The following is a 19,194-nucleotide window of genomic DNA, read 5'->3' on the forward strand; positions in this document are numbered from 1 at the left end:
CCGGGGGGCAGCGCCCCCCGGCGCGGCGCCACGCCGCGCGCCGCCCGGCAACGGCGGCAGGACGCCACAGCCCCGCCCGGCGGACCGATGCCGCCTCATGCCTCGCCCCCGATCAACGCCACCCGCCCGCCAAAGGCCCGGCGCAGGTTCTCGGGCGTATAAACCTCCGACACCGGCCCTTGCGCGATGACCCGGATGTTCAGCATCACCAGCCAGTCGAAATACCGCTGCACCGTTTGCAGGTCGTGATGCACCACGATCACCGTCCGGCCACTGTCGCGCAGCCCTTTCAGCAGGGCGACGATGGCGGCTTCGGTCACGGCATCGACCCCGGCCATCGGCTCGTCAAGAATGTACAGATCCGCCTGCTGCACCAGGGCGCGGGCGATAAAGACGCGCTGTTGCTGGCCGCCCGACAGATCGGCAATCGGGCGCGCGGCGAAATCGGCCATGGCCACGGCCTCCAGCGCGGCCAGCGCTTGGGCGCGTTCGGCCTTGCCGGGGCGGCGGAACCAGCCCAGCCGACCATAAAGCCCCATCAGCACCACATCCAGCGCGGTTGCCGGAAAGTCCCAATCCACGGTCGAGCGTTGCGGCACATAGCCGACGCGCTGCCGGGCCTTTGCATAGGGCAGGCCGAAAAAGCGCACATGCCCGGCGACGGGCGGCACCAGCCCCAGCGCGGCCTTCAGCAACGTCGATTTGCCTGCCCCGTTCGGCCCGACGACCGCGCACATCACGCCGGGCGGTACATCCAGATCAATGTCCCACAGCACCGGCGCGTGGCGATAGGCGACGGTCAGATCCTCGACATGCAGCGCGAAATGCGGTTCGTGCAGGTCAGTCCCGGTCATGGTGCCACCCCGTATCGTTCGGCCCAGGCGGCCAGGTCCTCGGGCCAGGGCGCAGGCGTGCCGCCAAGCGCCCCGGCGATGGTCAGGGCGTTGGACCGGATCATGCCGATATAGCTGCCCTCGGGCGTGCCCGCCTCGCCCATCGCATCCGAGAACAGCGCGCCGCCCAGGCCGACCTGCGCCCCCTGTGCCGCGACGGCCTCCAGCATGGCCTGCATGGTGCGCGGGTTGATCGTGCTTTCGACAAAGACGGCGGGCACGCCGCTGGACACCACCTCGGAGGCCACATCGCGGATATCGGCCACACTCGCCTCGGATTCGGTGGAAAAGCCCTGGATCGCCACTTCCCGCACACCATAGGCGCGCGCGAAATAGCCAAAGGCATCATGCGCCGTCACCAGCACGCGCTGCGCCTCGGGGATGCTGGCGATGGTCTGTCGCACCCAGCCATCCAGCGCGACAAGTTCCCGGGCAAATACCTCTGTGCGCGCGGCAATGTCGGCGGCGCAGTCGGGGCGCTCGACCGCCAGAACCTCGGCGATCACCGGAACCAGACGCGCCCAAAGCGTGACATCCATCCACAGATGCGGGTCGATCGCGCCATCAGCCTCCAGCAGCAGATCGACAGGCACCGCCCGTTCGCCCACCGCCATCACCACCCGGTCACGTTCCAGCCGTGCCAGAACCGCGCCAAGGCGCCCTTCCAGATTGAACCCCTGATGCAGCACCACCTGCGCCTGTTGCAGCCGCGAGATATCCGAGGCGCGCGGTTGATAGAGATGCGGGTCATTGCCCGGCCCGATCAGCACCTCGACCGCCGCGCAGGTGCCCCCGACGGTCGCCGCCAGATCGCCGATCATTCCCACGGTGGCCAGAACCGGCACCGGCTCCGGTCCGGTGGCGCGCACCGGGCCAGCGGCCATTGTCAGCGCCGCAACCAGAATCCCCGCCTTCACTGCCCTCTGCATATCCATCTCCCCAATCTACATTGAGATTGATAATCATTCTCAATGTAGCTGACAACCCCCTTTCGCATCGCCTGCCCCCGCCATGGGTCGGGCCGGGCCGCGCGTCAGGGCGGCGGCGCCTGCCAGTCGATCCAGCGTCCGTGAAAATCCACCCGGCCCAGCGTGATACGCTGGCCCGACGGCCAGAGGTCCAGCGTCAGCGCCGCGCCGGGCTGGCCCGAACCATCCGCCTCCATCCCCAGCCGGGCCAGTGGTGCCTCTGGCGTGGCGCGGGCGCCATATTCGGCAAGCAGCGCCTCTCCCCGTGCCTGTGCGGCGGCAGGGAAATATTGCCAGGCGATGGTATGGGCCACCAGATGCAACCGCCCCGGCACGGGCAAGGCCAAGCGTTCCGCCAGCCAGTCCACCGCATCGCCGCGCTGGACCGGCGGCCGGTCACGGGCGGCCACATCCAGCGCGGCGCGGGTACGCTCCAGCCGGTCGGCCTGATCGGCCCAGACATAGGACAGCAGGCGCAGCCGGTCCGCCACCGGATCCAGCGGGTTCAGATCCACCCCCGCCCGGTCCACCACCTGCGGCGGGGCGCAGACCGGCACAGCGCCGCGCCAGTCCGGCTTCAGCACGACCGGCCCGTCAACCGGGCCCAGCACTCCGGCGGGGCCGTCCAGCCGCCAGCGATCCCACAACAGATTCAGCCCGGCGCTGGCGCCCAGTTCCGACAGCACCAATGGCAGGCCGAACCGCGCCGTCAGCCAATGCCCTGCCGCAATCAGCGCCGCCGACCGGCGCACCTCGTTGGTCTGGGGTGCGCTGTGCAGCCAGTGCAGGACATGATCCTGATGGCGCTCCAGCGCCTCGGCGAGGACGCGCCACAGGTGATCGTCCGACAGCGCCGCCGCCGCGCCATAGGCATCGGCCAAGGCCCGATCGGCCCCGGTCAGCACCAGCGCATGAAGCGCCCCCATCAACCGCAACGGCACCGAATCGCCGCGGCTGCTGGCGTCGCCGTCCCAGCCCAGCACGGCATCTGCCACCTGGCCACGTTCCAGCCGGTCGGCACACAGGCGGCACAGCCGCGCCGTCAGCGGCGAGCCAAGGCCTTCGCAACTGACCGCCTGATCCCGAAATGCCTCTTGCGGGGTCATCGAAACCGCTCCACCAATCGTTGCAAGGGGGATTTGGCGGGCTCCGGCGCTGCCTCGTCAGCCGGGGCTGCGGGCTTGGTCGGCGCGGCTTCGGCGCCCGGCGCCGGGCGATGCGGGCGCGGCGGGGGCGCCAGCCGCGCATTGACCGCATTCAGGAACCGTGGCCCATCGCCATCGGCCAGCGCCGAAGCGCCATCCGCAATTCCACGCAACAGATCGTCCAGCCAGTCCTGATCGGATTTGGCAAAGTCATGCAGCACATACGAGGCCACGGCATCCTTATGGCCCGGATGCCCGATGCCCAATCGCACCCGGCCATAGGCCTCGCCGACATGGCCATGGATCGAGCGCAAGCCATTGTGCCCCGCATGGCCCCCGCCCTGCTTGAGCCGGATCTTGCCCGGCGCCAGATCCAGTTCGTCATGGAATACCGTCAGGTCAGCCGGGGTCAGCTTGTGAAACCGCAACGCCTCGCCCACGGACTGGCCCGACAGGTTCATGAAGGTTTCGGGCTTTAGCAGCAGCACCTTGTCGCCGCCCAGCCGCCCCTCGGCCACCAGCCCCTGAAACCCGCGCTTCCAGCCGGAAAAGCCGTGATCCGACGCGATCCGGTCCACCGCCATAAAGCCGATGTTGTGCCGGTTGCCCGCGTATTTCGCCCCCGGATTGCCCAGACCGACCCAAAGTTTCATCGCAATCTCCTGCCGCCTGCCCTTGATGTGGCCCATGCCCCGCCACCCGTCAAGCAACCCCCTGCGGCGCGGCGCCCCCTTGACCGCTGCGCCACCAGCCCCGATTGTCGGCACCGCAGCCAGACAGCCGGCCCCCGTCGCCCGGCAATCCAGCCCGAAAACTCCGCCAGACCTGCGAGGATCCCATGTATCTGACCATGAACCGTTTCAAGGTGAAACCCGGCCAGGAAGCCGCATTCGAGGCCGTCTGGACCGGCCGCGACAGCCAGTTGCCCAGCGTTCCGGGCTTTGTCTCGTTCCACCTGATGAAGGGGGCCACGACCGAAACCCATACGCTGTACGCCAGCCATACGATGTGGCGGTCCGAGGCGGATTTCACCGCCTGGACCAAATCCGAGGCGTTCCGCAGCGCCCATCGCGGCGCAGGCGGGCATGGCGACATCTATGCCGACCGGCCAGAGCTGGAGCTGTTCATCTCGGTGCAGGTCATCGACGCGCAGGCCGCCGCCTGAGCCTGCACATGCAAACGGCGCGGAGGTTGCCCTCCGCGCCGCCGCAAATCCCCGATGGGGAAAGATCACTCTTCGGCAGCAGCCTCTTCGGCATCGGCCGAACGCAGGCCCGACGGGGCCGCGATATTGGCGATGACAAAGTTGCGGTCGATGGTGGCCGTCACACCTTTGGGCAGCACCACATCGTTGATGTGGATGACGTCGCCGATCTGCTTGCCTTCCAGATCCACGGTGATGTGATCCGGGATGTCACCGGCGGTGACTTCCAGTTCCACTTCCGGGCGCACGATGGTCAGCGTGCCGCCGCGCTTCAGGCCAGGCGCCTTGTCCTGGTTGATGAAATCGACGTGAATAAACAGGTTGATGCGGCTGGTGCGACGCAGACGCATGAAATCGACATGGGTCGGCAGATCCTTGACCACATCGCGCTGCACGCCGCGGCAGATCACGCGCACATCTTCCTGACCTTCGACCTTGAGGTTGAACAGGGTCGACAGGAAGCGGCCGGCCTTCAGGCGCTTGAGCAGATAGTGGTAGTTCAACTGGATCGCCAGCGGATCGGTGCCACCACCATAGACCACACCGGGAACCTTCATGTCACGACGAGCTTGGCGGGCGGCCCCCTTGCCTGTCCCCGCGCGAACCTCGGCGATGAGATCCGGGATCTCTTTAGCCATTGTCTTTCTCCTTTGACAGTCCGCCGCCCTCCAAGGGTGTGCGGCGCGACCGCGCGGCTATAGCGGGGAACGGGCAGGAAGGAAAGCGGAAATGCCGACTTCAGAACACGATGTTGTCCTCTGTCAGGCTACCGATCGCTACCCCTTCAAGCAAGATCGATCCCCCGTCCCAGCCGACGCGCGTGCCCTCCTCGTGCACCGAGATCCGCATCAGCTTCTCTCCCCACCAACTGCGAAACACCAGCTTGTCCTGAGTCACATCGAAATCGGCAATCCGGTCCCTGCCGGAAAACCCATACTCGATATCAATGAGAAACCTATCGGCCCCCGCACCGCCGAACATGGAATCGTCGCCAAAGTCACCGAAGATCTGATCGTCACCTGCCCCGCCGAACAGCGTATCGTTGCCACTACCGCCGCCAAGCCAATCGTCACCTGCCTCGCCGTAGAGCAGATCTTCGCCGTCGCCTCCGCCAAGCACGTCCTGGCCACGTCCACCGAACAGGCTGTCCTGTCCCTCACTCCCGCTAACGCGATCGTCACCCCTGCCGCCTTTCAGCAGGTCGTCCCCGGCCCCGCCATTCAGCCGATCGTGCCCACCACCGCCAAACACTCGATCCGCCCCGCCCAGTCCCATCAGCACGTCATCACCGGACATGCCCCTGAGCGTATCCGCCGCGTCGGCCGCGCCCAGCGTATCGGCACCGGCACTGCCGGTCAGGTCGAACCGTTCGAACCGTTCCAGTTTGCCTTTGTGTTGCACTCCGCTTTCTGTGGCGGTCGCAGTCAGGATACCGACATTCTGGCGGCCTCCTGTCTGGTAATTCACCTGACCCTCGAAACGCACATCGCGCCAGACGCCACCGCGATAATCGAGCGTCAGAAAATCGACACCATCGTTCCCGTCAAAGTCCCCGACATAATCCCGCGCTGCAAAGCTGTCGTCGCCTCCGGTCAAAACACCACTGACCGCCTCGACACCAGACCATTGGAACTGGTGAGCACCATGCCGAAGGTCCAAGGCAACCGGCGCATGGTCCGACCCGTCGAGCGCCAGGATCAACAGGTCATCGCCTGCACCCCCGCGCACAACGGTGCTCAGGTTTCTGATGCGGATCGTATCGTTCCCTGCGCCGCCCAATACCTCGAAATCGGCATAGGGCGCTACATAGATGGTATCATCGCCCGCACCTGCACGCAGGATGCCGCTTCCCGAGTAAAGCCCGATGTCATCAGCTGCCGAGGTCGCGGTGATGTCGAACCGCTCGAACGCGATCAGATCGCCGGAACTACGCCAGCCAAGGTTCCTGAGGTTGATGGACACATGGGTGAAGCCGGTAGAAATGTCGAACATCGAAGAACGGATCGCCCCTGCATCGGGCAGCCGGGAATAGTCAAGAACCAGCAAATCATCCCCGTCACCGGCGTTCAGCGGCGCCTCTGCCGTCCCATGCCGGGAACGATCCAGCCGTGCGCCCTCGACAAAAATATCGTCATGCTTGGTCAGTCGGCCACCAATCAGTTCGATACCCGTCCATTGGGCGCGCTTGAACTCGCGGTCGATCACGACGCCGAATTCTGACTCCGAGAGGTTGAGGGTCAGGATATCGAAACCCGCGCCGCCGCTGACCCGGTCGGTCAGGCGCGCACCTTCAACCTCGTCATCACCCGTCCCCGCACGGACGACATTGTTGCCGCCGCGCAGAAAGAAATAATCATCCCCCGCGCCTCCGTTCAGCGTGGCCTCACCCATCGGGCCTTCGACAAAGTCGGAACGGTTCGACCCGGTCAGGCGAAGCCGCTCGAACCCACGCGCGACGGCATCAGAATTGAATTCGTCTCCGATTACCCAGTCAAGGTTCGAATACCGGCCCATATTGAACTCGGCCTTGGTCTGACTTTCCGAAAAATCCAACACCAGAAGGTCGTCACCGCCAAGCGCATCGACATCTTGCACCAGTGCGCCTCCGTAAAGAGTGTCGGCGCCTTCGGTCAGTTGGCCCCCTTCCGGGACCCCGTGGAAAACCGATCCGCGTACTGCGCCGATGCCGCTCATGCCGTTCCCTCCGCTCCAGTAGGCGTTGCTCTACCATCCCGATCTCACCGGGGACCGCAAGGGCCTTGCGCGCTACACCAACACCGCGCCGGGGTTCAGGATCCCCGCCGGGTCCAGCGCCGCCTTGATCGTGCGCATCGCCGCCACCCGCGCCGGATCGCCGTAGCGGGCCAGATCGCCGGTCTTGGCCCGGCCCAGCCCGTGTTCGGCACTGACCGATCCGCCCCGCGCATGGACGATGTCGTGCACCAGTTCCTTGATGGCATATGCCTGCCCGGCAAAGTCGGCGCGGGCCGCACCTTTGGGCGGGAAGACATTGTAATGCAGGTTGCCATCGCCCAGATGGCCAAAGCAGTTGATGCGGAACGGCCCCATCGCCGCCAGCGCCTGTCCCGCCTCGTCAATGAAGCCGGGCAGTTCCGACAGCGGCAGCGCCACATCATGCGAGGAAATCGCGCCGATCAGCCGGTTCGCCTCGGGGATATTCTCGCGCAGGTTCCAGAAATCGGCGCGCTGGCTTTCCGACTGGGCGATCAACCCATCGCTGACCAGCCCCGCCTCGGCCCCCTGCCCGAACAGATCCTCCAGCATCTCTGCCGCCGACAGGCCATGCGGCAACCCGAGTTCCACCAGAACCAGCCACTCGGGCGGCTCGGCAAAGGGCTGGCGCAGGTCGGGCATGGTTTCGGCCAGAAAGTCCGGCCCGGTGCGGTGGATCAGCTCGAACGCCGACACGCAGCCGGGCGCCAGCGCCTCGGCCAGCGCCAGCAGCTCCAGCGCCTGCTCCGGCCCCTCGACCACCATCAGCGCGGCCCCCGTCACCGGCGGCGGCGCGACCAGCCGCAGGCTGGCAGCGGTGATGATGCCCAGCGTGCCCTCGGACCCGATCAGCAGGTTGCGCAGGTCATAGCCGGTGTTGTCCTTGCGCAGCCGCTTCAGCCCGCCAAGGATGCTGCCATCGGCCAGCACCGCCTCGACCCCAAGGCACAGATCGCGCGCATTGCCCCAGCGCAGCACGTTGACCCCCCCCGCATTGGTGGCCAGATTGCCGCCAATGCTGCATGTCCCCTCGGAGGCCAGCGACAGCGGGAACATCCGCCCCGCCCCGTCGGCCGCCGCGCGCACCTCGGCCAGCTTGGCGCCGGCTTCGGCAATCAGCACGTTTTCCGATGGCCAGATGCCGCGCACTGCCTTCATCCGTTCCAGCGACAGGATAACCGGGGCCGGGCCCTCGGCCATCACCTGGCCGCCCACCAGCCCGGTGCCACCGCCCCATGGCACGATGCCGACGCGGGCCGCCTGACAGGCACGCACCACCGACGCCACCTCGGCGGTGGACCGGGGCAGCGCCACACAGCCGCCCAGACCGGCCCAGCGGCTGCGCGGCTCTTCCAGATGGCGCGGCTCGGGGGCGCGAATGGTGCCTTCGGGCAGGCTTTGGGCAAGGGTTGCCACGAAATGCTCATCGGCCGGGTTCAACACGGGCGGTCTCCGCTGTCACTGTCGCGCCCATGGCTAGCGCGCAGGCGCAGGGCGCGCAACCGCCAGCGGTCAGGTTGGCAACGGCGCGTCGGGTTTGAACTGGTCCATCACGATCTGGCTTTGCACCCGCGACACTGACGGATGCGGCAACAAAACCTGATGGATCAGCCGGTTCAGCCCCGGCAGATCCGCGCACCAGACGCGCAGCAGATAATCCGCCTCGCCCGTCAGGGTCCAGGCGCTGATGATTTCCGGGCGCAGCGCCACCAGCCCGGCAAAAGCCTGCGCGGCCTTGGGGTCGTGGCTGGCCATCTGCACCTGGACAAAGGCCTGCACATTCAGACCCAGACGGTCGGGGCTGACACGGGCGGCATAGCCGGTGATATAGCCCTCGGCCTCCAGCCGCTGGCGCCGCCGCCCCGCCTGGCTGGCTGACAACCCCAACCGGGTGCCCAACGCGTCCGAGGTCAGCGTGGCATCTTTCTGCACCTCGGCCAGCAACCGCGAATCGATCTCGTCCAGCATTGCGTGAATCCCGCACCTTATTCGCCATTCACGCATATTCTGCGCATCATCGGCACAGATCTCCAGCCACAATGCGCGCATTCCTTGCAACATATGCGGCAAACTCAGGTTAACCCCAGGAACCGGAGGACATACCCATGGGCCCCTTTCCCCACGCCGCCCCCCGCGCGCAGATCACCGAACAGAATCCCGCCGGCACCGACGGGTTCGAATTCGTCGAATTCGCCCACCCCGAACCGGAAAAGCTGCGCGAGTTGTTCGGTCGTATGGGCTATGCCCTGACCGCGCGGCACAAGTCCAAGGCGATCGAGCTTTGGCAGCAGGGCGACATCACCTATGTGCTGAACGACGAACCCGGCAGCCATGCCCGCGCCTTTGTCGAGGAACATGGGCCTTGCGCGCCGTCGATGTGCTGGCGGGTGGTGGACCGTTTCAAGGCGCATGAACGTGCCGTGGCCAAGGGTGCCACCTCTTACGACGGGCCGGGCAAGACGATGGACCTGCCCGCCATCATCGGGATCGGCGGCAGCTTGATCTATTTCACCGATGCCTATGGCGGCGATCTCAAGGGCCCCTATGCGGCCGAATTCGACTTTACCGCCGCGCCCAAGCCTGCGGGCGTCGGATTCTACTACCTCGACCACCTCACCCATAACGTCCACAAGGGCAATATGGATGTGTGGTTCCGCTTTTACGGCGACATCTTCAACTTCCGCGAAATCCGCTTTTTCGACATCGAAGGCAAGTTCACCGGCCTGACCAGCCGCGCGCTGACCAGCCCCTGCGGCCGCATCCGCATTCCGATCAACGAGGATCGCGGCGAAAAAGGCCAGATCGTCGAATATCTGCGCCGCTACAATGGCGAGGGGATCCAGCATATCGCCGTGGGAACCGAAGACATCTACACCACCACCGACACCATTGCCGAACGCGGGCTGAAGTTCATGCCACCACCGCCCAAGGCGTATTACGACCTCAGCCATGGCCGCGTGACCGGGCATACCGAACCGCTGGACAGGATGATGAAACATGGCATCCTGATCGACGGCGAAGGCGTGGTGGATGGCGGCGAAACCAAGATCCTGCTGCAAATCTTTTCGAAAACCGTGATCGGGCCGATCTTCTTTGAATTCATCCAGCGCAAGGGCGATGATGGCTTTGGCGAAGGCAACTTCAAGGCGCTGTTCGAATCCATCGAACGCGACCAGATCGAGCGCGGCGTGCTGACCGCCGACTGATCTGTCGCGCCGGGGCGGGTTCCTGCCCCGGCGCCCTTGGCCCATGGCCCCCCGCAGTCTATATCTGTCGCAAGCACATGGCGTGCACAGATGTTGGGGCTGAAATGATCCGGCTGCCGCGAATGGCCGTATCTCCCTCACGCCCATGCGCCAGGAGGGACAGCCATGACGATCCACACCCCTGCCATTGACCGCGACCCCGCCCGGAGCGAGGCCGAGGCCGCCCTTGCGCTATTGCGCCGCTGGGCGGAACAGACCCCGGCCGACGAGGTGGCGACGCTGGATCCCGCGCTGGGGGTTGTGCTGGCGGGGGGCGCGTTGCGCCGTGACTATCCTGCCGGATTTCGCCCCGATGCGGCCTACAAGGCCACGCTGCCGGATTTGCAGAACGGCCCCTCCAGCCTGATCCGCGGGGCGCGGGCGACGATCCAGCATGTCGGCATCTCGAACTTTCGCCTGCCGCTTCACTACCGCACCCGCGATGGCGGGCCTGTGATGCTGGAAACCTCGGTCACTGGCACTGTCAGCCTGGAGGCGGAAAAGAAGGGCATCAACATGAGCCGCATCATGCGGTCCTTCTACACCCATGCCGAGCGGCAATTCTCGTTCGGCGTGATCGAGGCGGTGCTGGACGATTACCGCCGCGATCTGGACAGTTTCGATGCCCGGATCCAGATGCGCCTGTCCTGGCCAATGCGGATGGAAAGCCTGCGTTCGGGCCTGTCGGGCTGGCAATATTATGACATCGCGCTGGAACTGGTCGATCAGGGCGGGGTGCGCAAGCGGCTGGTCCATCTGGATTACGTCTATTCCTCGACCTGCCCCTGTTCGCTGGAACTGTCCGAACATGCGCGGGCAACCCGTGGGCAACTGGCCACGCCCCATGCGCAGCGGTCGGTCGCCCGGCTGTCGGTCGAGGTGGCCGGCGATGCAACGCTGTGGTTCGAGGATCTGATCGACCTCGCACGCCGCGCCATTCCAACGGAAACCCAGGTGATGGTCAAACGCGAGGATGAACAGGCCTTTGCCGAGTTGAACGCCGCCAATCCGATCTTTGTCGAGGATGCCGCCCGCAGCTTTTGCGCCGCCCTGCGCGAGGATGGCCGGATCGGCGATTTCCGCGTCGTGGCGAGCCATCAGGAAAGCCTGCACAGCCATGATGCGGTCAGCGTGCTGACCGAAGGGCCGACCTTTGCCAGCAGCAGTCTGGATCCGCATCTGTTCGCCAGCCTGATCCATCGCGGCTAGCCAAACAGATCGACAGATGCGGTGGGCCGGGTTATCTATAATCCATGACAGCCCAGCCCACCGAAACCCATGCCGCGCGGATCGCGCGGATCCTTGCAGACCGGATCATCTCGGGCGACCTCGCGCCCGGCGTCCGCTTGCGGCAGGACCATATCGCCACCGAATTCGGCGCCAGCCATGTTCCCGTCCGCGAGGCATTTCGCCAGCTGGAGGCGCAGGGCCTGGCCGAGAACCTGCCCCGGCGCGGGGTGCGTGTCACCGATTTCGACATTGCCGAATTGCGCGAGGTGGCCGAGATGCGCGCCAGCCTGGAATCGCTGGCCCTGCGACATGCCGCGCCGCATATGACCAAGGCAATTCTTGCGCAGGCTGAAGAGGTTACACGGCTGTGTGACACCGCAACCGATGTCCGAGGCTGGGAGGCGGCCAACCGCCGATTTCACCAGATGATCCTGATGCCGTGCCAGATGCCGCGCCTGCTGAAAACCATCGACGACCTGCAAGCGGCCAGCGCGCGTTTCTTGCTGGCGGCCTGGCGGCAAGACTGGGAATCGCGCACCGATCACGACCACCGGACCATTCTGGACGCCCTGTCCCGCGGCCAGACCGATCTGGCCTGCGCCACCCTGGCGCGGCATGTCGGCTGGATCGGCAAGCGCAAGCCGGGCACAAAAAATTCCGACCCACGAGGAACTTACGAGATTTCCGGATAATTATCTATAATCTTGATTGCCGATCCTGCCAACTCTCGTCGAAAATATAGATAGAGCAGACATCTATCGACGGAGGATCCGCATGTCATCGTTCCCGCGTTCCGAACCCCAAACCCTGACCCAGCCCGCCGCGATGGGCCGCACTCTGGCGCTCGTGCTGGCCGCCGCCGCGCTGATTGCGCTGGGGGCCAAGGTGCAGGTGCCGTTCTGGCCCGTTCCCATGACGCTTCAGACCCTTGCCGTGCTGGTGATCGCGGCGGGGTTGGGGCCGCGCCTTGGTGTGGCGGCAATGGGCAGCTATCTGGCCGCAGGCATGGCCGGGCTGCCGGTCTTTGCAGCGGCAGGGGCGGCAGGGCCGGCCTATATGGCGGGGCCGACGGGCGGGTATCTGGTAGGGATGCTGGTGGCAGCCGGTGTCACCGGCTGGCTGGCGCAGGGGCGCGGCTGGGCGGGTCAGGCGCTGGCGATGCTGGCAGGCACCGCCGCCGTCTATGTCGTGGGCCTGAGCTGGCTGGCGACCTTTGTGCCCGCGTCGAAACTGATTGCGGCCGGGCTGGCGCCGTTCGTGCTGGGCGATGCGGTCAAGCTGGCACTGGCCTGCATGGGCCTGGCCGGGCTGCGCCAGTGGAAGGCGCGCAAGGCCTGAGCCTTGCACAGATGCCGGGGCGATCAGGCCCCGGCTACATGCCCAGATAGGCCTTTTGCACCTCTTCGCTTTTCAGCAGATCCGCCGCGGCGCCCTGCCCCGTGATCACGCCTTTTTCCAGCAGATAGCCCCGGTCGGAAATCGCCAGGCTGTGGTGCGAGTTCTGTTCCACCAGCAACACCCCCGCCCCGGTGGCCGCGATGCGCGGCAAGGCGCGGAACAGTTCCGCCGTCAGCAGCGGCGACAGGCCCAGCGAGGGTTCGTCCAGCAACAACAGCTTGGGGCAGGTCATCATCGCCCGACCAATCGCCACCATCTGTTGCTCGCCCCCGCTCATGGTGCCCGCGATCTGGCCAAGCCGCTGCTTGAGCTTGGGGAACACTTCGAACACCCGTTCCAGACTGGCCTCGGCCTGCGCGCGCGTGCGCGGCATGAACGCGCCAAGTGCCAGGTTTTCCGCCACGCTCAGCGTGCTGAACAGATGCCGCCCCTCGGGCACCAGTGCCAGCCCGGCCTCGACAATACGATGCGCAGGCAGTTTGTGCAGCGCCGTGCCGTCCAGCGTCACCCGTGCACCGGGATGGGGCGCGACCAGACCGGACAATGCCTTGATCAGCGTGGATTTCCCGGCCCCGTTGGACCCCAGGACGACCACGATTTCCCCCGCCGCAACCGTCAGCGCGGCGGATTCCAGCGCCAGATGCCTGCCATAGCTGACGGACAGCCCCGAAACCTCAAGCATGATGCGGTTCTCCCAGATAGGCTTCGACGACATGGGGGTCGGTCAGCACGGTGGCAGGCGTGCCTTCGGCGATCTTGCCCCCGGCGTTCATCACCACACAGCGGTCGCACAGCGAATGGATGGCCGACATGACATGTTCCACCATGATGATGGTGGTGCCCATGTCGCGCACCTTGCGGATGATCTCGATCCCGCTGCGCAGTTCGGTGGCGTTCAGCCCGGCCAGCCATTCATCCAGCAACAGCACCTTTGGCTCCATCGCCAGGGCACGGGCCAGTTCCAGCCGTTTCTGGTCGATATAAGTCAGCTTGGACACTTCCAGCCCGGCCTTGTCAGCCAGCCCCACCACCTCCAGATAGGTCTGGCAGCGGGTGACAAGCTCTGCATTCCAGGGCTGACCGGGGCGAAAGGCCATGCCGACGGCGGCATTCTCGGTCACGGTCATGTCGTCGATCAGGCGCAAAAGCTGAAAGGTGCGGGCGATCCCCTTGCGCGCCACCCGGTTGGCGGGCAGCCCCGAAATGACGGCGCCGTCCAGCGTGATCGTGCCCCGGTCCATCCCGAAGGCGCCCGAGATCAGGTTCATCGTCGTCGTCTTGCCCGAGCCGTTGGGCCCGATCAGCCCCAGAATCTCGCCCCGGTGCAGATCAAAGCTGACATCGTTCACCGCCACCAGCCCGCCAAAGGCCTTGCGCACGCCGTTCAGGCGCAGGATCGGGTCGGTCATGGGCGCTCTCCGGCTGGAACGGTGGGGGTGTCCGGCGCGCGGCGGGTCCGGGCAAAGGCCTCTTCGATCCGGCCGACGATGCCGTTGGGCAGCAGATAGACGATGACGATGAACACCAACCCCAGCAGCAGCGAAAACGCCTGCGGAAAGCGGCTGCCCAAGGCCTCGAACAGGAAGGACATCAGCAGCGCGCCCAGAAGCGGCCCCCAAATGCGGTGCATCCCGCCCAGCAGTGCCATGATCACCACCTGAAACGACAGCGTGGCGTTAAAGGCGATGGCCGGGTCGATATAGGTCCAGCGCGGCGCCATGATGGCCCCTGCCAGCGACATGATCACCGAACTGGCGACGAACAGCGCCAGCTTGGCAAAGGTCGGGTTCAGGCCGAAATGCCGCGCCATCGTCTCGTCCCCGCCGATCACCCGCAGCGCAAAGCCCAGGCGCGACCGTTGCAGCGCGACCGCCCCGATCAGCACCACCGCCAGCAGCGCCAGCAACTGCCAGAAGATCTGCGTCTGGGTGATGTCGAGAAAGATGTAGCGGCCAATCGACAGGGTGACATTCACCTCGTACCAGGTGACGAGCTGGCGCACCATTTCCGACAGACCGAAGGTGAAGATCACAAAATAGATGCCAGCCAGGCGCAGCGTGGCCAGCCCCACCACCAACGCCACCGCACCCCCGATCAGCGCGGCCATCGCCAGCACCGCAGGCCAGGGCATCGCCTCGCCCAGCACTGCCACGGTGTAGGAGCCGATGCCGAAAAACACCACGCTCGCCAGCGAGACATAGCGTGTCGGCCCCGAAAACAGCCCCCAGGCGGTGGCCAGAACCATGAAATTCAGGCAGCCGATGGCAAAGGCCAGTTGAAAGCTGGAGGCGACAAGGGGCGTAAAGGCCAGCGCGCCGAACACGGCGACGATCAGGGCATAGGGCCAGGGGGTCCGGCTGATCATCGCGCTGCCTTTCCGAAAATGCCCGACGGGCGCATCAGCAGCGTCAGCAGGAACACGGCATAGATCACCGCCACGGTCAGGCCGGGGTCAAGATAGGCCGCCACAAAGGCCTCGATCAGCCCCAGCGCCAGCCCGGCGATCAGCGCGCCCATCACATGGCCGACCCCGGCCATGATCACGACGATCAACGCCTTCATGGTAAAGACCACGCCCATCTCGGCGGTAAAGGTCATGTAGGTGCTGATCAGCACGCCCCCCAGCGCCGCGATGGCGCCGCCCAGGCCAAAGGCAAGGCCCGCCGCCCAGGTCACGTCGATGCCGACCAGCCGGGCCCCGACCGGATCGACCGCCACGGCGCGCAACGCCATGCCGGTCCGGGTGCGCATCAGCAGCCCATAGGCCAGCGCCCCGACCAGAACCGCCGCAATGAACGAGGCCAGCCGGTTCAGCGCCACCGTTTCCCCCATCAGATGCACCGGCACCGACAGATAGGAATAGCTGGTATAGTTGCCGCCGAAGAACAGCACGAGCACGCCCATCATCGCAAACAGCAACCCGAAGGTCAGCAGCAGGCTGTCGATCTCCAGCGCCATGGGCGATCTGGCCCGGCGCACGATCGGCATCAGCATCACCCGATAGACCAGCCAGGACAGGCCATAGGCCACAGGCACGATCACGATGGCCAGCAGATAGGGGCTGATCCCCAGCGTTCCGAACAGCATGAACACGGCAAAGGCGGCCCCGATCAGGAACTCGCCATAGCCAAGGTTCATCGTGCGCGACACGCCATATTGGATCGTCAGCCCCAGGGCCACCAGCGCATAGACCCCGCCAAGCGTCAGACCGCTCAGCACTGCGTTGACGAACATGGTATTTTCCCTTCGAGGAGTGCCGGGGCGCCATCAGGCGGCGCCCCGGCATCAGGTTTCAGCGTGCAGGCCAGGGGGCCTTGGGCATGACGAAATCGCCCCGGCCAGAGGCATCGGCAGGCCCCAGCCCCACGACCCAGCCATCGCGGATCTGCCCCGCCTTGAAGATGTTCGGCATCATCTGCGAGCCCAGGTTGATCTCGCCCAGCACAGTGTCGAAGGTGCCCGATTTCAGTTCTGCCGCAATGTCATCGCCCTTGAGGCTGCCGGTACGCTCGATGGCCTGTTCCATCGCCTGAAGTGCGGCATACATCACGATGGATCCCGCGCTGTCCGGGCGGCGGCCGGTCACTTCGACATGTTTGTCGATATAGCCCTTGACCCGCTCATCGGCGAGGTTGAGGCCCCCATGCGTCAGCAGCGTATCCGCGCTGGCCCCGAAACGGTCAAGGAACATCGGAAACGCGCCGCCGATGCCCACATACATGACGTTCGGGCTGAAATTGTGCAGTTGGGCATTGTCGGTGATCGCAATGGTATCCGGCGGATAGCTGAAGGCGACAAACGCCTTGGTGTCGCGCACCTCGGCCATGATCGAGGAAAAGTCCTGCGTGCCCACCGGATAGGTCCGGTCATAGGTCAGCTTGAACCCGGCCTCGGCAAAGGCCTTGCGCGCCGCCGCCGCAAGGTCGATCCCGAAGGCATCTGCGACCGAGACCATGGCGACATTGTCGTCGATATGCCCGGCGGCCCGTGCCTCGGCCATCAGTTCGACCACCGGCTCGGCCCAGGATGCCGCAGTGCCCGACAGCAGGAAGGCCCGCGGCCAACGCTTGATCAGATCGGGCGCGCGGTCGGTGATCGCGGTGGGCGTCGCCTGGATATAGCCGGCCCGGTCGAACAGCGGGCCAACCGCCAGGTTCAGCGCCGTGCCCCAGGGGGCCAGCAGGATATCCACCTTGTCCTGCGTGATCAGCCGTTCTACCGCCTTGACCGCTTCTTCGGAGTTCGAGCGGTCATCATATTCGATGATCTCGATGGGGCGTATCACATCGCCCACCTTGATCCCGCCCTTCTCGCGCAGATCATGGGCCCAAAGCTGATAGTTGGGCAGGATGGTTGTGCCCGCCCCGCCGGCATTCGGCCCGGTCAGCGAGATGGCATAGCCGATTTTGACCGGCGTCGTGGCATCCTTGGCCTGGGCGGGGGCCAGTCCCAGCCCCCCCATCAGCCCGATACCGGCCAACGAGGCCATGGCGGTTCGTCTGGTGAAAGTCATGTCTTCCTCCCTGAAGATCGTTTGGTCGCCTGAAAGGTGCGGCCGGGCTCCTCTTCCCGCCGCACCGGCCGAAGGGCGCGGGCCTAGCGGGCCAGCACCTGATGCAGCACCCGTCGCAGATCGGCGGCGGGATCGTCCGTCAGCACCGGCGCACGCCAGCAGACGTGATGGTCCGGGCGCACCAGCAGGCAGCCGCTGTCGCGGATCTCCGAGGCGCGCGCCCAGTCGCCGGAATGGTCCACATAGGGCTGACGCGGCCCGACAAGATGGGTGACAAGATCAATCCCCATTTCTGCCGCCACATCGCGCGCCGCCGTCACCCAGCCCTCGCCACCCAACCCGGTCAGCAGGCTGAACCGCCCGTGCCCGCACAGATCCAGGGTCGACACCTCGGCCCCGGTGTCGCGCCGGTACAGCCAGACATGCGGCAGACGGGCGCCGGGCCAAGTGGTGGGTTGATAGAACAGATCGGCATCCAGTTGGAAATCGGGTTCGATCTGGCCATCGCTGACAATGGCCGCCGACCGATACCGCTGGTTCATCTCGACACCATGGGCATCGAATTCGTATTTCTTGAACGCAATGGCCTTCCGGATCGCCTCGCGCTGCGCCTCGGCCTCGGGGGTGCCGCCGGTGCGGGCCTGAAGGTTCTTCTGCATCTGTTCGGGGTCCACCCCCTCGGCCATGCCAAGTGCGGCAAAGATCGGGCCGGTTTCACCGATCGACTGGTTCGCGCGGGTGACGATCTGCTTGGCGATGGGCGCGCGTTCGGCATCATAGCTGTCCAGCAGCCTGCCGCCCGCCTGCCCCTTGAGCACCATGGCCATCTTCCAGGCCAGGTTGAACGCATCCTGGATCGAGGTATTGGATCCCAGACCGTTCGACGGCGGATGGCGATGGATCGCATCGCCCATGCAGAACACCCGGCCATTGGCGGTGCGGGTGGCGTAATAATTGTTCACCGTCCAGATATTGGCCGACAAAAGCTCGATATCCAGATCCGGGTCGCCAATCAGTTGCCGCGCCACGCCGGTGGCGAATTCGGGCGTCACCTCGGGTTCCGGCCCGTTGATGTCATAGCCCCAGACGATCAGCCATTCGTTCCAGGGCCGCACCATCCGCACCAGCCCCATGCCGATCCCGCCCACATCGGCGCCCGGCTGCATCACCCAATACAGCACCGAGGGGCGGTGGGCGACATAGCGCGACAGATCGGCCCGGAACAGGATGTTCATGCTGCCGCCCACGCCCATCTTGCCTTCGAACGGCAGTCCGGCATGTTCGGCCACCAGCGATTTGCCGCCATCGGCGCCGATCAGGTATTTCGACCGCACCGTCAGCTCCTGCCCTGTCAGGCGATCGCGCAGGGTGGTGGTGACGCCATCCTCGTCCTGATCGTGGCGCAGATATTCGGTGGACATCCGCGCCTGTGTGCCGCGCGAACAGGCGGTCTTGAACAGCAGCGGCTCCATATAGGTCTGCGGCAGATCGTTCATCTTGGTCGGCGACGACATCAGATGTTCGGCGCGGCTGAGCGGATGGTTGCCCCAGGCTTTCATCCGGCCGATCTCTTCACCGGCCAGGCTTTCGCAAAAGATGTTCTCGCCCATCAGATCCTGGTGGGTGGCGAACATATACGCCTCGTCCTCGACCTCGCGGCCCAGATCGCGCAGCACCTCCATCGCACGCTGGTTGGTGATATGCGCGCGCGGCGTGTTGGCCAGCCAGCGATAGCGGTTCACCGCCATATTGGCGATGCCATAGCTGGACAAAAGCGCCGCCGCCGCCGAACCGGCAGGGCCGGTGCCGATGATAAGCACATCCGTCGTGATGTCAGCCATCGAGGGTTCCTTTCAACTCGGTCT

Annotated in this window: 19 protein-coding genes; 5 read left to right on the top strand and 14 right to left on the bottom strand. The window is 65.5% G+C overall.

Annotated features, from left to right (window positions below):
* Positions 1 to 95: 95 nt before the first annotated feature.
* From BW970_RS04655 to pth, 4 genes are all read right to left on the bottom strand, one after another.
* Positions 96 to 854 carry a metal ABC transporter ATP-binding protein gene (locus tag BW970_RS04655; protein WP_076529270.1) on the bottom strand — a complete coding sequence of 253 codons (759 nt, stop codon included), beginning with the start codon at positions 852 to 854 and terminating at the stop codon, positions 96 to 98.
* Positions 851 to 1,822 (bottom strand): metal ABC transporter solute-binding protein, Zn/Mn family, encoded by a 972-nt coding sequence (locus BW970_RS04660; RefSeq protein WP_076530106.1) that lies wholly within the window; start codon positions 1,820 to 1,822, stop codon positions 851 to 853. Before BW970_RS04660 ends, BW970_RS04655 begins: the two co-directional genes overlap by 4 nt.
* A 104-nt stretch (positions 1,823 to 1,926) precedes the next feature.
* On the bottom strand, positions 1,927 to 2,967 hold the full coding sequence (locus tag BW970_RS04665; RefSeq protein WP_076529271.1) for a DUF2332 domain-containing protein: 1,041 nt from the start codon (positions 2,965 to 2,967) through the stop codon (positions 1,927 to 1,929).
* Positions 2,964 to 3,659: an aminoacyl-tRNA hydrolase gene (pth, locus tag BW970_RS04670; protein ID WP_076530108.1), complete on the bottom strand. Its 696-nt coding sequence runs from the start codon at positions 3,657 to 3,659 to the stop codon at positions 2,964 to 2,966. The genes BW970_RS04665 and pth overlap by 4 nt, the downstream gene beginning before the upstream one ends.
* Before the next feature lie 185 nt (positions 3,660 to 3,844).
* Between pth and BW970_RS04675 the strand changes: the two genes are divergently transcribed.
* A complete protein-coding gene (locus BW970_RS04675) occupies positions 3,845 to 4,171 on the top strand; it encodes a heme-degrading protein HmuQ (protein ID WP_076529272.1) in 327 nt (108 codons plus the stop codon).
* A 65-nt stretch (positions 4,172 to 4,236) separates the two neighbouring features.
* Here BW970_RS04675 and BW970_RS04680 read toward each other — a convergent pair whose 3' ends face one another.
* The 4 genes from BW970_RS04680 to BW970_RS04695 form a co-directional block, all read right to left on the bottom strand.
* Positions 4,237 to 4,848 carry a 50S ribosomal protein L25/general stress protein Ctc gene (locus BW970_RS04680; protein WP_076529273.1) on the bottom strand — a complete coding sequence of 204 codons (612 nt, stop codon included), beginning with the start codon at positions 4,846 to 4,848 and terminating at the stop codon, positions 4,237 to 4,239.
* A 100-nt stretch (positions 4,849 to 4,948) separates the two neighbouring features.
* Complete coding sequence (locus BW970_RS04685; RefSeq protein WP_076529274.1) at positions 4,949 to 6,904, bottom strand: calcium-binding protein; 1,956 nt, start codon at positions 6,902 to 6,904, stop codon at positions 4,949 to 4,951.
* Between the two features lie 72 nt (positions 6,905 to 6,976).
* Positions 6,977 to 8,386 carry an FAD-binding oxidoreductase gene (locus BW970_RS04690; RefSeq protein ID WP_076529275.1) on the bottom strand — a complete coding sequence of 470 codons (1,410 nt, stop codon included), beginning with the start codon at positions 8,384 to 8,386 and terminating at the stop codon, positions 6,977 to 6,979.
* Between the two features lie 69 nt (positions 8,387 to 8,455).
* A complete protein-coding gene (locus BW970_RS04695; protein ID WP_076529276.1) occupies positions 8,456 to 8,911 on the bottom strand; it encodes an Lrp/AsnC family transcriptional regulator in 456 nt (151 codons plus the stop codon).
* Positions 8,912 to 9,048: 137 nt separating this feature from the next.
* Between BW970_RS04695 and hppD the strand changes: the two genes are divergently transcribed.
* The 4 genes from hppD to BW970_RS04715 all read left to right on the top strand — a co-directional run bounded on the left by hppD (position 9,049) and on the right by BW970_RS04715 (position 12,756).
* On the top strand, positions 9,049 to 10,149 hold the full coding sequence (hppD, locus tag BW970_RS04700; protein WP_076529277.1) for a 4-hydroxyphenylpyruvate dioxygenase: 1,101 nt from the start codon (positions 9,049 to 9,051) through the stop codon (positions 10,147 to 10,149).
* Positions 10,150 to 10,314: 165 nt separating this feature from the next.
* Positions 10,315 to 11,397: a GTP cyclohydrolase FolE2 gene (gene folE2 / locus BW970_RS04705; protein ID WP_076529278.1), complete on the top strand. Its 1,083-nt coding sequence runs from the start codon at positions 10,315 to 10,317 to the stop codon at positions 11,395 to 11,397.
* A 44-nt stretch (positions 11,398 to 11,441) separates the two neighbouring features.
* A complete protein-coding gene (locus BW970_RS04710; protein ID WP_076529279.1) occupies positions 11,442 to 12,110 on the top strand; it encodes a GntR family transcriptional regulator in 669 nt (222 codons plus the stop codon).
* An 82-nt stretch (positions 12,111 to 12,192) separates the two neighbouring features.
* The gene (locus BW970_RS04715) at positions 12,193 to 12,756 is read left to right on the top strand and encodes a biotin transporter BioY (protein ID WP_083701138.1); all 564 of its coding nucleotides are present in this window, start codon (positions 12,193 to 12,195) and stop codon (positions 12,754 to 12,756) included.
* 34 nt (positions 12,757 to 12,790) lie between these two features.
* On the opposite strand, the gene BW970_RS04720 is transcribed toward BW970_RS04715, so the two are convergent.
* The 6 genes from BW970_RS04720 to BW970_RS04745 form a co-directional block, all read right to left on the bottom strand.
* Positions 12,791 to 13,498 (bottom strand): ABC transporter ATP-binding protein, encoded by a 708-nt coding sequence (locus BW970_RS04720; protein WP_076529280.1) that lies wholly within the window; start codon positions 13,496 to 13,498, stop codon positions 12,791 to 12,793.
* On the bottom strand, positions 13,491 to 14,225 hold the full coding sequence (locus tag BW970_RS04725) for an ABC transporter ATP-binding protein (RefSeq protein WP_076529281.1): 735 nt from the start codon (positions 14,223 to 14,225) through the stop codon (positions 13,491 to 13,493). Before BW970_RS04725 ends, BW970_RS04720 begins: the two co-directional genes overlap by 8 nt.
* Positions 14,222 to 15,181, bottom strand: a complete 960-nt coding sequence (locus BW970_RS04730; RefSeq protein ID WP_076529282.1) for a branched-chain amino acid ABC transporter permease — start codon at positions 15,179 to 15,181, stop codon at positions 14,222 to 14,224. Before BW970_RS04730 ends, BW970_RS04725 begins: the two co-directional genes overlap by 4 nt.
* Positions 15,178 to 16,050, bottom strand: coding sequence for a branched-chain amino acid ABC transporter permease (locus BW970_RS04735; protein WP_076529283.1), 873 nt, complete (start codon positions 16,048 to 16,050; stop codon positions 15,178 to 15,180). Before BW970_RS04735 ends, BW970_RS04730 begins: the two co-directional genes overlap by 4 nt.
* A 58-nt stretch (positions 16,051 to 16,108) precedes the next feature.
* Positions 16,109 to 17,329 (bottom strand): amino acid ABC transporter substrate-binding protein, encoded by a 1,221-nt coding sequence (locus BW970_RS04740; protein ID WP_076529284.1) that lies wholly within the window; start codon positions 17,327 to 17,329, stop codon positions 16,109 to 16,111.
* Between the two features lie 83 nt (positions 17,330 to 17,412).
* Positions 17,413 to 19,170 (bottom strand): FAD-dependent oxidoreductase, encoded by a 1,758-nt coding sequence (locus tag BW970_RS04745; RefSeq protein WP_076529285.1) that lies wholly within the window; start codon positions 19,168 to 19,170, stop codon positions 17,413 to 17,415.
* Positions 19,171 to 19,194 lie beyond the last annotated feature (24 nt).

It is taken from the genome of Gemmobacter megaterium (assembly GCF_900156815.1).
GTDB classification, from domain to species: Bacteria; Pseudomonadota; Alphaproteobacteria; order Rhodobacterales; family Rhodobacteraceae; genus Wagnerdoeblera; species Wagnerdoeblera megaterium.

Excerpts from the sequence above, each read along its gene's own strand:
- BW970_RS04655 (WP_076529270.1), bottom strand. The coding sequence starts at position 854 with ATGACCGGGACTGACCTGCACGAACCGCATTTCGCGCTGCATGTCGAG.
- BW970_RS04660 (WP_076530106.1), bottom strand. The coding sequence starts at position 1,822 with ATGCAGAGGGCAGTGAAGGCGGGGATTCTGGTTGCGGCGCTGACAATG.
- BW970_RS04665 (WP_076529271.1), bottom strand. The coding sequence starts at position 2,967 with ATGACCCCGCAAGAGGCATTTCGGGATCAGGCGGTCAGTTGCGAAGGC.
- pth (WP_076530108.1), bottom strand. The coding sequence starts at position 3,659 with ATGAAACTTTGGGTCGGTCTGGGCAATCCGGGGGCGAAATACGCGGGC.
- BW970_RS04675 (WP_076529272.1), top strand. The coding sequence starts at position 3,845 with ATGTATCTGACCATGAACCGTTTCAAGGTGAAACCCGGCCAGGAAGCC.
- BW970_RS04680 (WP_076529273.1), bottom strand. The coding sequence starts at position 4,848 with ATGGCTAAAGAGATCCCGGATCTCATCGCCGAGGTTCGCGCGGGGACA.
- BW970_RS04685 (WP_076529274.1), bottom strand. The coding sequence starts at position 6,904 with ATGAGCGGCATCGGCGCAGTACGCGGATCGGTTTTCCACGGGGTCCCG.
- BW970_RS04695 (WP_076529276.1), bottom strand. The coding sequence starts at position 8,911 with ATGCTGGACGAGATCGATTCGCGGTTGCTGGCCGAGGTGCAGAAAGAT.
- hppD (WP_076529277.1), top strand. The coding sequence starts at position 9,049 with ATGGGCCCCTTTCCCCACGCCGCCCCCCGCGCGCAGATCACCGAACAG.
- folE2 (WP_076529278.1), top strand. The coding sequence starts at position 10,315 with ATGACGATCCACACCCCTGCCATTGACCGCGACCCCGCCCGGAGCGAG.
- BW970_RS04710 (WP_076529279.1), top strand. The coding sequence starts at position 11,442 with ATGACAGCCCAGCCCACCGAAACCCATGCCGCGCGGATCGCGCGGATC.
- BW970_RS04715 (WP_083701138.1), top strand. The coding sequence starts at position 12,193 with ATGTCATCGTTCCCGCGTTCCGAACCCCAAACCCTGACCCAGCCCGCC.
- BW970_RS04720 (WP_076529280.1), bottom strand. The coding sequence starts at position 13,498 with ATGCTTGAGGTTTCGGGGCTGTCCGTCAGCTATGGCAGGCATCTGGCG.
- BW970_RS04725 (WP_076529281.1), bottom strand. The coding sequence starts at position 14,225 with ATGACCGACCCGATCCTGCGCCTGAACGGCGTGCGCAAGGCCTTTGGC.
- BW970_RS04730 (WP_076529282.1), bottom strand. The coding sequence starts at position 15,181 with ATGATCAGCCGGACCCCCTGGCCCTATGCCCTGATCGTCGCCGTGTTC.
- BW970_RS04735 (WP_076529283.1), bottom strand. The coding sequence starts at position 16,050 with ATGTTCGTCAACGCAGTGCTGAGCGGTCTGACGCTTGGCGGGGTCTAT.
- BW970_RS04740 (WP_076529284.1), bottom strand. The coding sequence starts at position 17,329 with ATGACTTTCACCAGACGAACCGCCATGGCCTCGTTGGCCGGTATCGGG.
- BW970_RS04745 (WP_076529285.1), bottom strand. The coding sequence starts at position 19,170 with ATGGCTGACATCACGACGGATGTGCTTATCATCGGCACCGGCCCTGCC.